General features: G+C 71.8%; 11 protein-coding genes. 6 read left to right on the plus strand and 5 right to left on the minus strand.

The genetic code is table 11. The features are described from left to right. Positions 1 to 184: 184 nt before the first annotated feature. A complete protein-coding gene (locus AB0A90_RS15280) occupies positions 185 to 307 on the minus strand; it encodes a hypothetical protein (RefSeq protein WP_357248083.1) in 123 nt (40 codons plus the stop codon). Positions 308 to 897: 590 nt separating this feature from the next. On the opposite strand from AB0A90_RS15280, the gene AB0A90_RS15285 reads away from it, so the two are divergent. From AB0A90_RS15285 to ispG, 4 genes are all read left to right on the plus strand, one after another. Next, the gene (locus tag AB0A90_RS15285) at positions 898 to 1,554 is read left to right on the plus strand and encodes a Uma2 family endonuclease (RefSeq protein ID WP_357247201.1); all 657 of its coding nucleotides are present in this window, start codon (positions 898 to 900) and stop codon (positions 1,552 to 1,554) included. Positions 1,555 to 1,720: 166 nt separating this feature from the next. After that, positions 1,721 to 2,932, plus strand: coding sequence for a 1-deoxy-D-xylulose-5-phosphate reductoisomerase (dxr, locus tag AB0A90_RS15290; RefSeq protein WP_357247204.1), 1,212 nt, complete (start codon positions 1,721 to 1,723; stop codon positions 2,930 to 2,932). Further along, positions 2,932 to 4,182: a site-2 protease family protein gene (locus AB0A90_RS15295; RefSeq protein ID WP_357247207.1), complete on the plus strand. Its 1,251-nt coding sequence runs from the start codon at positions 2,932 to 2,934 to the stop codon at positions 4,180 to 4,182. Before dxr ends, AB0A90_RS15295 begins: the two co-directional genes overlap by 1 nt. 9 nt (positions 4,183 to 4,191) lie before the next feature. After that, entirely contained in the window at positions 4,192 to 5,364 is a 1,173-nt protein-coding gene (ispG, locus tag AB0A90_RS15300; protein ID WP_357247209.1) for a flavodoxin-dependent (E)-4-hydroxy-3-methylbut-2-enyl-diphosphate synthase, read from the plus strand. 70 nt (positions 5,365 to 5,434) lie between these two features. On the opposite strand, the gene AB0A90_RS15305 is transcribed toward ispG, so the two are convergent. Then, positions 5,435 to 6,028: a PadR family transcriptional regulator gene (locus AB0A90_RS15305; protein ID WP_357247212.1), complete on the minus strand. Its 594-nt coding sequence runs from the start codon at positions 6,026 to 6,028 to the stop codon at positions 5,435 to 5,437. Positions 6,029 to 6,319: 291 nt separating this feature from the next. Between AB0A90_RS15305 and AB0A90_RS15310 the strand changes: the two genes are divergently transcribed. Next, a complete protein-coding gene (locus tag AB0A90_RS15310) occupies positions 6,320 to 7,159 on the plus strand; it encodes a GNAT family N-acetyltransferase (protein ID WP_357247215.1) in 840 nt (279 codons plus the stop codon). 394 nt (positions 7,160 to 7,553) lie between these two features. Here the strand turns inward: AB0A90_RS15310 and AB0A90_RS15315 are convergent, their stop codons facing one another. After that, positions 7,554 to 8,117: a hypothetical protein gene (locus AB0A90_RS15315; protein ID WP_357247218.1), complete on the minus strand. Its 564-nt coding sequence runs from the start codon at positions 8,115 to 8,117 to the stop codon at positions 7,554 to 7,556. 695 nt (positions 8,118 to 8,812) lie between these two features. Here AB0A90_RS15315 and AB0A90_RS15320 point away from each other — a divergent pair. Next, positions 8,813 to 12,370 carry an ABC transporter ATP-binding protein gene (locus tag AB0A90_RS15320; RefSeq protein WP_357247221.1) on the plus strand — a complete coding sequence of 1,186 codons (3,558 nt, stop codon included), beginning with the start codon at positions 8,813 to 8,815 and terminating at the stop codon, positions 12,368 to 12,370. Between the two features lie 45 nt (positions 12,371 to 12,415). Here AB0A90_RS15320 and AB0A90_RS15325 read toward each other — a convergent pair whose 3' ends face one another. Next, entirely contained in the window at positions 12,416 to 13,480 is a 1,065-nt protein-coding gene (locus AB0A90_RS15325; protein WP_357247224.1) for an NADH:flavin oxidoreductase/NADH oxidase, read from the minus strand. 68 nt (positions 13,481 to 13,548) lie between these two features. Continuing rightward, entirely contained in the window at positions 13,549 to 14,841 is a 1,293-nt protein-coding gene (locus AB0A90_RS15330) for a dicarboxylate/amino acid:cation symporter (protein WP_357248025.1), read from the minus strand. Positions 14,842 to 14,844: the final 3 nt, after the last annotated feature.

The following is a 14,844-nucleotide window of genomic DNA, read 5'->3' on the forward strand; positions in this document are numbered from 1 at the left end:
AACCCACCCCCGCCCCCCGCAAAACCCTAATCCCCGCGGGTCCCCCCTTCCCCCAACCCCCCCCAACCCCCTCTTTTTCATTCTGGGGGGGGGCCCCGCCCCCCCCCCCCCCCCCCACTTCTGTAATCCCGAGTCGATCATCGCGGTGCGTCTCGGCGGCCAGGCCGAAGCGCGCCGGCCCCGGTCAGGCGGTCGGCACGGGCACCAGGGCCGCCGCGAGGGCCTCGGCGTTCTTCTTGTCCACTCGGGGGAAGGTCAGGGTGACGCCGTCTCCCGCGGTGCCGAAGGCGATGCGCAGCAGACTCACGATGCCCATCCTCCTCGCTGAGCGTCATCTCGCCGAAGTCGACGACGGCAAGGTGGCCGAGCGAGTCGCACAACGCCACGGCCAGCGCGGCAACCTCGTCGAGGCTGGTCAACGTGGTCGGCAGGTGGATGATCCAGCGTGGTCGGGTTGCGAAGCTCATGGCAGGATCACCGTTCCTCCAGCGATCAACGTCTGGATCTGCCCGTCGGTCAACCCGCGCACAGCAGTTGGCCAACCGCCGCTGAGCCGCTCGGCGAACTCGTTCACCAGAGATCTTGGAAGAATCCGGCCCCGGGAGGGGCGATTTCCCTCCAAGATCTGTCGCGGTCCGGGTCCGGGTCCGGGTCCGGGTTGGCCGCCCCGCGATTTCTGCGGAGGGGGTGCCGGGTGGACGCCCGGGGGATCGCACCGGCCGCCGCTCGCTGCTGCCCGCAGATCTTGGACACTTTCCGTTTCGCCTTGACGGAAAGTGTCCAAGATCTGCGCGACACCGTGGTCCGTGGGCGGACTGGGTGTGCGATGACGCGCATCTGGGGCTGCGGTGGCTAGGCTGACCTGAGCAGGATGGTCCGCTGAGGGGGTGAGCCCGGATGGCCCAGGCCGCGTTCGCGCCGGAGCCGGCGCCGCAGCACACCGAGCCGTCGTTCGACGTGCTGCGGTGGCACGACGAACCCTGGACCGCGCAGCTCGCCCTCGACCTGTTGCCGGAGACCAACGGCCCCAAGGTTGAGGTCCTGAGCGGAAGCGTGATCGTGACACCACACGCGGGAATCGATCATCAGTCGGTCGAGCGGGAGTTGCCGTACGTGCTGCACCGTGCTGCGCGGAAGGCCGGATTCTGGGTCTACCCGGAGATCAACGTGATCTCCGGGGATGATCTTTTTATCCCGGACATCGCTGTGCTGCGTAACTCGGGCGGTGGCCGCACGACGGTTCCCATCGCCGAGGCGGTGCTGCTGGGGGAGATCGTTTCCCCAGGTAACCGACGCAAGGACGTGATCGACCGGCCTCGAGAGTACGCAGCCGTCGGAGTGCCGTTCTTCCTCCGGGTGGACCTGCGCAACCGGGTGCCGACCATCGCCCTGTTCGAGCTGGTCGACGCGGAGTACCGGCCGCTGGCCGCCGCCGCGGCAGGCAGCACGTTCGCCATGCGCGAGCCGTTCGAGTTCGCCATCGACCCGGCCGAACTGCTCGACGAGGAAGCACCGGACGCGACGCCCACCGACTCGGCCGACGACAACGCTTGATCGACACGGCTTCGTTGAAGTCGGGGTGTCCGGGTGCCGGGGATAGCGCGACTTCCTTGAAGGCGAGTCGATCATCGGCGCGCGGCGCGGGCGGCGGGGCGGAAGCGGTGGGCACGGGGCTGAGGCTCCCAGCGGGCGTTCAGTGACGGTGGGGGAGAATGGCCGCGTGACTTCCCCCCGCGACCTCGTCCTGCTCGGGTCCACCGGTTCGATCGGCACCCAGGCCATCGACATCGTCCGGCGTAACCCGGACCGGTTCCGGGTGGTCGCGGTGGGTGCCGGCGGCGGCAACGTCGAGCTGCTCGCCGCGCAGGCCCTCGAGTTGGGCGTCGAGGCGGTCGGGGTGGCCAAGGCCTCCGCCGCGCAGGACCTGCAACTCGCGTTCTACGCGGAGGCGAGCCGGCGTGGCTGGGCCACCGGAGACTTCAAGCTTCCCAAGATCGTGGCCGGCCCGGACGCCATGACCGAGCTGGCCCAGTGGCCCTGCGACATCGTGCTCAACGGGGTGGTCGGCTCGCTGGGCCTCGCTCCTACGCTGGCCGCGCTGCGTGGTGGTCGTACCCTCGCGTTGGCCAACAAGGAGTCGCTCGTGGCCGGCGGCCCCCTGGTCAAGCGCGCGGTGACGCGGCCGGGGCAGATCGTGCCGGTCGACTCGGAGCACTCGGCGCTGGCCCAGTGCCTGCGCAGCGGGACGCGCGGCGAGGTGCGCCGGTTGATCGTCACGGCCAGCGGCGGCCCGTTCCGGGGTCGGCGACGCGACGAGTTGACGCAGGTCACACCGGAGCAGGCGCTCGCACACCCGACGTGGAACATGGGGCCGGTCGTCACGATCAACTCGGCGACCATGGTCAACAAGGCGCTCGAGGTGATCGAGGCACACGAGCTGTTCGACGTGCCGTACGCCGACATCACCGTCATGGTGCACCCGCAGTCGGTGATCCACTCGATGGTCGAGTTCGTCGACGGGTCGACGATCGCCCAGGCCAGCCCACCGGACATGCGGCTGCCCATCGCGCTCGGCATCGGCTGGCCGGACCGGGTGCCCGAGGCGGCCACGGCGGTCGACTGGACGGCGGCGCACGCCTGGGAGTTCGCGCCGCTCGACGACGAGGCGTTCCCGGCCGTCGCGCTGGCCAAGGCCGCGGGGGAGGCCGGGCGCTGCCGCCCGGCGATCTACAACGCGGCGAACGAGGAGTGCGTGGCGGCGTTCGTGGCGGGCCGACTGCCGTTCCTCGGCATCGTCGACACCCTGGAACGCGTGTTGGAGGACGCTCCGGACTTCGACGAACCAGGTACCGTCGAGGACGTGCTCGCGGCTGAATCGTGGGCACGCGCGCACGCGCAGGAGATCATCGCGGGTTCGGTGGAAGGAGCTTGATGTCGTACCTGCTCGGGGTGGTCCTCTTCGCCCTGGCCATCCTCGTCTCGGTGAGTCTGCACGAGGCGGGGCACCTGCTGACCGCCAAGATGTTCGGGATGAAGGTCACCAAGTACTTCGTCGGATTCGGCCCCACCATCTGGTCGTTCCGGCGGGGTGAGACGGAGTACGGCCTCAAGGGCATCCCGCTCGGCGGCTTCTGCAAGATCGTCGGGATGACGCCGCAGGACGACGACGTCGAGCCGGGCGACGAGTCGCGGGTGATGTGGCGCTACCCGGTGTGGAAGCGCACGATCGTGATGGCCGCCGGGTCGATCACGCACTTCGCGCTCGCCCTGGTCACCATCTGGATCCTCGCCGTCTCCGCCGGCCTGCCCAACCCGGACTTTCCCACCACCGACACGGAGGCCCGCAAGGAGCCCGCCGTGATCCAGCTCAGCCAGTGCGTGGTGCCGGAGAACGCGGTGCGGGCGTGCACCTCCACCGACGCGGCCAGCCCGGCGGCCCAGGGCCAGCTGCGCAACGGTGACCGGATCACCTCGATCAACGGCACCGCGATCGGCAACTACGGCGACCTGCTCACCACCCTGCGCGCGCTCAAGCCAGGAGAGACCGCGCAGATCCAGTACGTGCGTGACGGGCAGCCGGGCAGCACCAGCACGGTGCTCGCGCAGACCCAGCGTCCGCCGCTGGACGACCCGACCGGTGCCACCGTACCGGTGGCCGCGCTCGGCGTCGGGCTCGTCCCCAGCACCCCGACCCGGGTGACGTACGGGCCGGTCGGAGCCTTCGGCGCGACCGCCGACTTCACCGGTGACCTGGCCGTCGGCACCGTACAGGCGCTGCAACGCCTCCCCCAGAAGGTCCCCGCCCTGTGGACCGCGCTCACCGGCGGCGAACGCGACGTCGACACCCCGATCAGCGTGGTCGGCGCCAGCCGGCTCGGCGGCGAGGCGGTGGAGAACAACGCCTGGCTGGTCTTCTTCATGCTCTTCGTGTCGCTGAACTTCTTCATCGGCGTGTTCAACCTGCTGCCGCTGCTCCCGGTGGACGGCGGCCACATCGCCATCGCCTGGTTCGAACGGGCCCGCTCCTGGGTCTACGCGCGGATCGGCCGGACCGACCCCGGCCGGGTGGACTACCTCAAACTGATGCCCTTCACGTACGTGGTGATCCTGATCGGTGGCGCGTTCACGCTGCTGACCATCGCCGCGGACGTCGTCAACCCCATCACGCTCTTCTCAAGGTGAGTGCCTGAAGTGACAGCTATCAGTCTCGGTATGCCCGCCGTGCCGCCCCCGCCACTCGCTCCCCGCCGGGCCAGCCGCCAGATCATGGTCGGTTCGGTGCCGGTCGGTGGCGGCGCGCCGGTGTCGGTGCAGTCGATGACCACGACCCTCACCTCCGACATCAACGCCACGCTTCAGCAGATCGCCGAGCTGACCGCGTCCGGTTGCCAGATCGTCCGGGTGGCCGTGCCCTCGCAGGACGACGTCGAGGCACTGCCCGCGATCGCCAAGAAGTCCCAGATCCCGGTGATCGCCGACATCCACTTCCAGCCCAAGTACGTCTTCGCCGCGATCGACGCCGGCTGCGCGGCCGTCCGGGTCAACCCGGGCAACATCCGGCAGTTCGACGACAAGGTCAAGGAGATCGCTCGCGCGGCGGGCGCGGCCGGCGTGCCGATCCGGATCGGCGTCAACGCCGGGTCGCTGGACAAGCGACTGCTGAGCAAGTACGGCAAGGCCACCGCCGAGGCGCTCGTCGAGTCGGCGCTGTGGGAGTGCTCGCTGTTCGAGGAGCACGGCTTCCGCGACATCAAGATCTCCGTCAAGCACAACGACCCGGTCGTGATGATCCGCGCGTACCGGCAGCTCGCCGAGCAGTGCGACTACCCGCTGCACCTGGGCGTCACCGAGGCTGGCCCGTCCTTCCAGGGCACCATCAAGTCGGCGGTCGCCTTCGGTGCCCTGCTCGCCGAGGGGATCGGCGACACCATCCGGGTGTCGCTGTCCGCCCCGCCGGTCGAGGAGATCAAGGTCGGCAACCAGATCCTGGAGTCGCTGGGCCTGCGTGAGCGGGGCCTGGAGATCGTCTCGTGCCCGTCCTGCGGTCGCGCCCAGGTGGACGTCTACAAGCTCGCCGAGGAGGTCACCGCCGGCCTGGAAGGGCTGCCGGTGCCGCTGCGGGTCGCCGTGATGGGCTGCGTCGTCAACGGTCCCGGTGAGGCCCGCGAGGCCGACCTGGGCGTCGCCTCCGGCAACGGCAAGGGTCAGATCTTCGTCAAGGGCAAGGTCGTCAAGACGGTCCCCGAGGCGCAGATCGTGGAGACGCTGATCGAGGAGGCGCTGCGGATCGCCGACGAGATGGGCGCCGAGCTTCCCGAGGAACTGCGCGGGCTGGTGACCGGCCCGACCGTGACCGTGCACTGATCGTTCACTCGGAAAAGCGGCCGTTCCCCGTGCGGGGAACGGCCGCTTTCGTCTGCACAGGCCTCGCTCGTCACTCGGATTCGGCGAGGATCGCGTACAGCTTGCGCCGGGTCTCGTCGAGCACCTGGGCGGCCCGCTCACGCTGGTCGTCGGTGCCGTTCATCATCACCTGACGCAGGGCGTTCATCGCCTGCGCACCGGAGTCGCGGATGTCGTGCCAACTGGTCACGGTGCCCTGGGCGACGTCCGCCCACGCCGGGGTCTGCGCCGCCTCGGTGGCCTCGGCCTGGCCGGCCTCGGTGACCGTGAACCGCTTCCGCCCGCCGCCGGACTCCTCCGTGCTGGCGACGATCACACCCTCGTCCTCCAGCAGTTGGAGAGTGGGGTAGATCGAGCCCGGACTCGGCCGCCACGCACCGCCGGTGCGGGAGTCGATCTCCTGGATCATCTCGTAGCCGTGCATCGGCCGCTCGGTGAGCAGAGCCAGCACGGCGGCTCGGACGTTGGGGCGTCGGCCCCGACCCCGGCCACGGCCTCGACCGCCCCAGGGGCCGCCGTGTCCGTGCTCGTGGCCATGACCGTGCGGACCGGGCGGGACCGGCGGGAAGCCGAATCCCCGCATCCGGGCCTCGTGCAACGGGTGGTGCTGTCGGTGGAACCGCATCGGGTTCTTCCTTCCGTAGGACTATCGCTGATGCATCAACGATATATCGGCAATGCATCGCCGACAAGTCCCCGGGCGATTGACGCGGTGGCTGCTCGCCGCGGGGGTGCTCACTCACCCACCGACCGGGGAGCTGTGGTACTCCGACGCCCTTTTATCCTGGTCTGGGCACTGTGCTCCCGGTCGTACGGTGGGCCGGGCGGACCCGTCCGACCAGCGGGCCGGCCGAGCCGCTGCCGGCCTTGCCACTCGACCGGCGGAGCGGGGGGTCGATCTGGCAGGCTGGTAGGCGTGCTGACGGTGCCGGTACGCCAACTGGGGGAATCGGAGCGCCGCGCGGTCGAGCGTCTACTCGACCATGACCCGTTCGCGGGCGCGCAGGTCGCCGAGCGGATAGCCGCGCGCGGGCTCTCCTGGTGGCGGGCCGAGGGCAGAATCCTGGGGTACGGCGCGCGCCGCAACCTCGAATCGCTGTGCTGGCTCGGTGGCAACCTCACACCGGTGCTGGCGACCGACGCCGCGGTGGCCGCCTTCGCCGACCTGCTCGCCGGCGAGGAGCGGCTCTGCTCCTCCATCGTCGGCCGAGCCGATGCGGTGCTCGGGCTCTGGGACCGGCTCTCGGACACCTGGGGGCCGGCGCGGGACGTCCGCCCCAACCAGCCACTGCTGGCCACCGACACCCTGCCACAGGTACCGGCCGACCCGGAGGTACGCCAGGTCCGCTCCGGCGAGGTCGATCGGCTCTTCCCGGCCGCGGTGGCCATGTACACCGAGGAGGTCGGCGTCTCCCCGCTGGCCGAGGACGCCGGGCGCAGCTACCGTCGACGGGTCAACGACCTGGTCCGGGCCGGTCGGGCGTACGCCCGCTTCGTCGACGGCAAGGTCGTGTTCAAGGCCGAGCTGGCCGTCGTCACCAAGCGGACGGCGCAGGTCCAGGGCGTCTGGGTGGCACCGGAGTGGCGGGGCCGGGGGATCGCGACGGCCGCCATGGCAGCCGTGGTCCGCGACGCGCTGCTGCGGGTCGCCCCCACCGTCAGCCTGTACGTCAACGACTTCAACCTCCCGGCCCGCCGGGTCTACGAGCGCTGCGGCTTCCAGCCGATCGGCACCCTCGCCACCGTCCTCTTCTGACCCCTGCTGCGTGCCGTCGGGTTGCGCGCCGCGCGCCGGGCCGGGTCGGCGTGCCGAGCCGTCGTGCCGGCGTGCCGCGTGCCGGGCCGCGCCGGCGTGCCGCGTGCCGGGCCGCGCCGGCGTGCCGCGTGCCGGGCCGCGCCGGCGTGCCGTGCCGGGCCGGCCGCGTGCCGCGTCGCCGGTAGATCTTGGACAGTTTCCGTTTCCGCGTGAACGGAAACTGTCCAAGATCTCCGAAAAGCCGCCGGCCACGGCCGGGTCATCACCTCTGCGGCACGCCCGACGGCGCGTATCCCATTCGCTCGCGCCGACCAGGCGGCGGATACGCCGCTGGCCGGCACCCCGAGTTGCGGGGCGCCGGCCAGCGGTCGGTGTCGTGCGGGTGGTGCTGGTGTCAGCTGTTCCAGTACTGGGCGACGAGGTCGGTGGCCTGCTGCTCCCACTGGGCGTAGGCGTCGGGGTAGGCGGAGACCTGGACGGTCTGTGCGGCCTCGGTCAGGGGCATGTCCTGCCAGCCGTCGACCTGCTTGAGGCCCTTGAGGAACGCGGTGGTGGAGTAGGCCGGGTCGGTGATCTGCTCCGGCGTGCCCCAACCGCTGGACGGGCGCTGTTGGAACAGGCCCAGCGAGTCGTGGTCGTTCATGTCGCCCAGGTGGCCGAGGTTGTCCAGCTTCGACTCCTGCAGGCTCGTCGCGATCGAGATCACCGCAGCCCGCTCCGGGAGGCCGGCCTTCTTCGTGGCGGCGATGATCGCCTTGACGTTGGCGGTCTTCTCGTCGTTGAGGTCGATGTGCGACTGCTCGCCCTGCGGCTTCGGCGCGGTGGTCTGCACGGCGGCCGCGACGGGCTTGCCCTCGACCGGGGTGGCGGCGTGGGCGGCGATCGGGCCGGCGAACACACCACCGGCGAACGCGAGACCAGCAACGGACAGGACGCTCTTACGCATGATCGTGTTCATGGGGGTAGCTCCTTCGGGGGTAGGAAACACCCCGACCGCCAAAAGGGGGGAACGGCGGCAGGGTGTGAGCACCTCGTCCGGCGCTGCACGTTCACAAGGGGGAAGTCTGAGGGGTGACACCCTGTCGGGCGTCGGAGTCGGCGACCTGCCGAGCGGGGGACTCGGGGCGCCGGGGTTCAGGTGTAACGACCGGCGGGCCGGGGTCATTCCGGGGGGCGGCCCATCCATCGGCACCCACGTGAAGGCGGTGCCCGCGGTCGTTCGTGGGGGCTGTAACGACCCGGCCGGGTCCCGCATTCCCACCCCCGGGGGGCGGGGGCGGCGGGGCGGTGGTCCTGCGATCGTCAGGGTATGTAACGACGCCGCCCCGGCCATGATTCCGCCCCACGGGTGCGGCCGGTCACCACCCAGCGACCCCTTGAATCGGACAAACCTCGCGCCGACCGCCACGCCGGGCATGCGCGGCGCTGGGTGCCGCGCGCTCCGGCACCCAACGGTCACCAAACGGCATGATCCACTCGACGTCACGGATATCGGGGTGTCCGGGACGGGCTGACCCCGCGACGTCACGGAAGCCGAGTCGATCATGGGATCGGCGGAAGCTGATGCCCTGTTCGGGGCCGGAAATTCGGTTGAATCTGGGCGTCGTCGCCGCCAGGCTGAAGTCTCCGCCACCCCACGTCCGGAGGACTTCCATGCGCCTGCTCCGTGATCTGTGGGGCACCTCGGCACGTCGGATGACGGTCGTGGCCGTCCTGATCGTGCTCGGCGCCGCCGGCCAGGCGGGCGCCTCGGCGTTGGCCGGTGCGGTCCTGGTGCACCGGTCGTCCGGTTTCTTCGCCGTGCTGGCCGCGGCGCTGGTCGCGGTGGTGCTCAGCGACCTCGCGGTGAGCCTGCTGATGGCCGGCGTGACGGCGGACTGGTCCGCCGACGTACGCCGCCGGCTCTGCCGGGTCGCTCTCGGGCAGGACCTGCCCACCCTGGAGACCACCCCGGTGGGTGAGCTGCTCGACCGGATCGACGGGGACGTCTACCAGGTGGCCTCGGCGATCCGTAACCAGGGCACCCGGCTCGCCCAGGGCCTCTGCGTCGGCCTGTTGTCGATGGTCGTGGCGTTGGCCGTGTGGTGGCCGGCCGGAGTCGCGATGCTGCTGCTCACGGTGCTGCTCGCCGCCGGCCTGCGGCGGCCCACGGCGCGGATCGCCCCGGCCCGGATGCGCGAGGAGGAGGCGTGGTCCGACCTGGCCGCCGTGATGGAGGAGGCGGTGCACGGCCAGGACGACGTACGTACCAGCCTGGCCCGGCCGTACGTGCTGCGGCTCTACGCCCGGCGGGCCGCCGCCGTGTTGTCCCGGGGCAGCCTGGTCTGGGTGTTGTCCGCCCGGGTGGCCGCGGCCGCCACCGCGACGATCCGCGGCGGCATCGGCGCGGTGGTACTCGGAGGGGCCTGGGCGTTGGCCACCGGCCGGATCGACGCCGCCCGGCTCACCGCCATCTGGCTGCTCGCCCTGGCCTTCGGGGCCACCGCGGAACACGTCAGCCGAATGGTGCCGGAGATCCAGGAGGCTCTGGGCGCATGGGCGCGGGTGCGGCTGCTGCACAGGGCCCGGCAGGAGCCCGTCGGCGGCGCCAGCCCGACCGACGGTGACCTCCGCATCCGCGACCTGACCTTCGAGTACGAGGTGAGTGGCCCCGAGGGTGGCCGGGGTGCCGCGTTGCGCGGGCTCAGCCTCACCTTCGCGCGCGGACGCTCGTACGCGCTCATCGGGCGGACCGGTTCGGGCAAGTCGACGTTGGCGAAGGTGCTCACCAGGGCGGTCGACGTGCCGTCGGGCACTGTCTTCCTCGGTGGCACCGACCTGTGCGACCTCGACGTCGAGCAGTTGCGCCGCTGGGTGGCGCTGGTGCCGCAGCGTACCGAGATCCTGGCGGGCACTCTCGCGGAGAACGTCGCGCTCTACGACCCGGAGCTGCTCGACGCCGCGGCGAAGGCGCTTGACGAGTTGGGCCTGGCCGGCTGGATCGCCGAGTTGCCGGACGGGTTGGCGACCCGGCTCGGGGAGGGCGGGCACGTGCTCTCCGCGGGCCAGGAGCAGCTGGTGGCGTTCGCCCGGATCCTGGTCCGTGACCCGCATGTGGTGGTCCTCGACGAGGCCACCGCGCGTCTGGATCCGGTGACCGAGGCGCGGGTGCAGCGGGCCACCGAACGACTGCTGCGCGACCGGATCGGCATCGTCATCGCGCATCGGCTCTCCTCCGTGCGCCGCTGTGACGAGGTGGTGGTGCTGGCCGACGGCGCGGTGGTCGAGGCCGGTCCACTGGAGACGTCGACGCGTTTCGCCGAGCTGCTGGCGACCAGTCACGCCGCCGCGTACGCCGCGGTGGCACCGATGGGCCGCGCCGTCGCGGGCACCGACCTGCTGGTCGGCCCCGATCCGGCCGATGCCTGGCCGAGCGAACCGCCGACGACCGGTGCCGTCCCGAAGGCCGGGTCGATCGCCGACCAGATCGAGCAGGTCACGCCGGCCGAGCAGGTCGGGCCGACGCGGGCCGATCCGCCGCCGCTGCCGCCCGTGCCGCCGGCCCGGACACTGCGGGAGATCTTCCGGCTCTGCACCAACGATCCCCGGTACGGGCTGGCCGCGATCGGGTTGTTCCTCGGGCTCAGCCTGCTGGGGCTGGACGGCCCGGTGCTGCCCTGGCTCTGGGCCGACCTGGTCGACGGGACCGGCAACCCGTACCTGCCGGCGGTCGGGATCGTGGCCGGGCTGCTGATCACCCTGCCGCTGCCGTTCTACACCCACGTCTGGTTCCCGCAGTGGTGGGTGCGGCAGATGCTGCGGATCAGCCTGCGCCTGGTGCACGGCCAGACCGGGCCGCGCCGGGTCAGCTCGCACACCCCGGCGGAGGTCGTGGCGCAGGGCGGCGACACCGAGCGGGTGGTCCAGCTCGCCGACAACGTGCTGGACCAGGCCGTCGCGCTGGTCCTGGTGGTCGCCATGACGGCGGTCACCGGCAGCGTCGTACCGGGGCTGTTCTTCCTCGGCACGATGGTGGTCTCCGGGCTGGCCGCGACGCTGTTCGGGCCGAAACTCGAACGTGCCGCCCAGGCGACGGTGACGGCGCGCGCCGCCTTCGCCACGGCTCTGGTCTCCGCGCTCTCGGCAGCACGGACGGTGAAGCTCGCCGGCGCGACCACGGCGGTGCTGCGCCACCTGGCGGGTCTGGACGTGCTGCGCAGCGACCGGCAGCGGCGGGAGATCTCGGTGCAGGTGTGGGCGCGCTCGACGCCGTCGATGGCCAGTGGGCTGTTGCCGATCGGCGCGTGGGCGCTCTACCTGAGCGGCTCGCTCTCCGCCGGGGCGGTGCTGGTGGCCGTGTCCACGTTGGGCGCGGCACGCTGGTTCGCCTGGACCACCGCTTCGTTGATCTCCCAGCTACCGTCGGCGCGGGTGTGGACGAGGCGCACGGTGGCGATGACCGGGGTGAGCACGTACTCCGCTGGGGTTGCCGCGGTCGACCTGGCGGCCGGGACGGCGCCCGCGCCGACACCCGCGCCGCGACATCCGCTGCGACGGTTGGAGTTGCGCGGTTTCGGGGTGGTGCACTCCGACGGCACGGTGGCCGTCCGCGACGTGGACCTGACCGTGCGGCGGGGGCAGTTGGTGCTTGTCGTCGGGCCGGTGGGGTCGGGCAAGTCCTCGCTGCTGCGAGGGCTGGCCGGGATCGTGCACCACACCGGGGAGCTGGCCTGGAACGGTGATCCGGTCACCGAGCCGGAACTGTTCCTGCGCCCCAACCAGGTCGGCTACGTCGGCCAGTTGCCCCGGGTGCTGTCCGGCACGGTCGCCGACAACATCGCGCTCGGGCACCAGGTGGACGCGGCCGGCGCGGTCAGCACCGCCCAGCTCGACCACGACCTGGCCGCCGCCGGCGGTGGGCTGGGTCTGCTCATCGGGCACAAGGGCACCCGGCTCTCCGGCGGGCAGTTGCAGCGGTTGGCGCTGGCCCGGGCACTGGCACCGCGTACCGAACTGTTGGTCGCCGACGACGTGTCGTCGGCGCTGGACGTCACCACCGAGTTGGCGTTGTGGCAGGCGTTGCGCGGACACGGGGTGACAGTGGTCGGCTCGACCGCGAAGCGCGCCGCGCTGGTCCGCGCCGACCACGTGGTGGTGCTGATCGGTGGCACGGTGGCCGCCCAGGGCAGCTGGCAGGACCTCGAGGGGGACTGGTCGCACCTGGCGGGCTGACCGGTCGGACGGCTGCGGGACCGGCAGCCGTCCGACGGGCGGGAATCAGGCGCGGGCGTACTGCGGCGGCCCGGAGTAGACGACACCGAGCTTGGCGGCGGCCCGGCGCGGCCAGTACGGGTCGCGCAGCAACTCCCGGCCGAGCAGCACCAGGTCGGCCTCGCCGCCCGCGATGATCTGCTCGGCGTGCTCGGGCTCGACGATCAGGCCCACCGCGCCGGTGGGAACGCCGGCCTCGCGGCGGATCTGGGCGGCCAGCGGCACCTGGTAGCCGGGGCCGAGCGGGATGCGCTGGTCCGTGCTGACGCCACCGGAGGAGGCGTCGACCAGGTCGACGCCGACGCCGGCCAGTTCACCGGCGAGCACCACGCTGTCCTCGATCGTCCAACCGCCCTCGACCCAGTCGGTGGCGGAGATGCGGGTCAGCACCGGCACGTCCTCGCCGACCGCGGCGCGTACCGCGCGGGCCACCTCCAGGGTGAGTCGCATCCGGGCGGCCCGGTCGCCGCCGTAGCCGTCGGTGCGGTGGTTGGTCAGCGGCGAGAGGAACTCGTTGAGCAGGTAACCGTGCGCGGCGTGGATCTCCACGGCCGCGAAGCCGGCGGCCAGCGCGCGTTCGGCGGCCGTCGCGAACGCCTCGACCACACCGGTGATGCCGGCCTCGTCGAGGGCGGTCGGCGTCCGGTAGCCGGCGGTGAACGGCTCCGAGCCGGGCGCGGTGGGCGTCCAGCCGCCCTCGGCGTCCGGCACCCCGCCGCGTTCCGGCGCCCACGGCCGGTAGGTGGAGGCCTTGAAGCCGGCGTGCGCGAGCTGCACGGCCGGCACCGCGCCGTGGGCGGCGACGAACGCGGTCACCGGTCGCCACGCGTCGACGTGCGCGCCGGACCACAGCCCGGTGTCCTGCGGGCTGATCCGGCCCTCGGGGAGCACGGCGGTCGCCTCGGTCAGCACCAGCCCGGCGCCGCCGACCGCGCGGCTGCCCAGGTGGATCAGGTGCCAGTCGGTCGGCAGGCCGTCCGGGCCGGCGGAGTACTGGCACATCGGCGCCATGGCGACCCGGTTGGGCAGGGTGACGGCACGCAGGGCCAGGGGGGTGAACAGGGAACTCATGGGGCCATCCTCTCCGAGACGGCGACAGGCCCCCCGGGGGAGGGCCTGTCGTCGTCGGTGTGCTCTGGTCAGGCGGGAACTGGAGTCAGCTCGGGACGGGTCTCCGCGACCGGCTCCGGCTCGATCAGGTCGCGACGACCGGCGGACTCGTACGCGGCCCGGTCGAGGGTGCCCTCGCGGGCGGCGACCACGGTCGGCACCAGGGCCTGCCCGGCCACGTTGGTGGCGGTGCGGATCATGTCCAGGATCGGGTCGATGGCCAGCAGCAGGCCGGCGCCCGCCAGCGGCAGGCCCAGCGTGCTGAGGGTCAGGGTGAGCATCACGATCGCGCCGGTCAGGCCGGCGGTGGCCGCCGAGCCGACCACCGAGACGAAGGCGATCAGCAGGTAGTCGGTGACGCCGAGGTGCACACCGAAGACCTGGGCCACGAAGATCGCGGCGAGTGCGGGGTAGATGGCGGCGCAACCGTCCATCTTCGTGGTGGCGCCGAAGGGCACCGCGAACGAGGCGTACTCGCGGGGCACGCCGAGCCGCTCGACGGAGCGCTGCGTCACCGGCATGGTGCCGACGGAGGAGCGGGACACGAAGGCCAGCTCGATCGCCGGCCAGGCGCCGGCGAAGAAGCGCAGCGGGTTGAGGCGCCCGGCGAGGATCAGCACCAGCGGGTAGACCACGAACAGCACGATGGCGCAGCCGACGTAGACGGCGGTGGTGAACTTCGCGAGGGGGGCCAGCAGGTCCCAGCCGTACGAGGCGACGGCGTTGCCGATCAGGCCGAGGGTGCCGATCGGGGCGAGGCGGATGACCCACCAGAGTGCCTTCTGGACGATCTCCAGCAGGGAGCGGTTCAGCGCGACGAACGGTTCGGCGGCGTCGCCGACCAGCAGGGCCGCCGCACCCACGACCAGGGCGAGGAAGACGATCTGCAGGACGTTGCCCTCGACGAACGCGCCGACCGGGTTGGTGGGCACGATGCCGGTGAGGAAGTCGGTCCACGAGCCGGTGTTCTTCGGCGGGGTCGCGCCACCCACGTCGAGGGACACGCCCTTACCCGGGTTGGTGAGCAGCCCGAGGCCGATGCCGATGCTCACCGCGATCAGCGCGGTGATGCCGAACCACATCAGGGTCTTGAGCGCGAGCCGCGCGGCGTTGGCCACGCCGCGAAGGCTGACCACGCTGACCACGATGGCCGTGAAGACCAGCGGCGGTACGGCCAGCTTGAGCAGCTGGATGAAGAGGCCACCGACGGTGTGCAGTGTGCTGGTCAGCCAGCTCAGGTCGTTGGCGCGGGCCAGGAAGCCCAGCGCGACGCCGAGCACGAGGCCGAGCAGGATCTGCACGGAGAAGGGAATCTTGCGCAGGCT

The sequence above is a fragment of the Micromonospora sp. NPDC049204 genome (assembly GCF_040647935.1).
In the GTDB taxonomy this organism is placed as follows: domain Bacteria; phylum Actinomycetota; class Actinomycetes; order Mycobacteriales; family Micromonosporaceae; genus Micromonospora.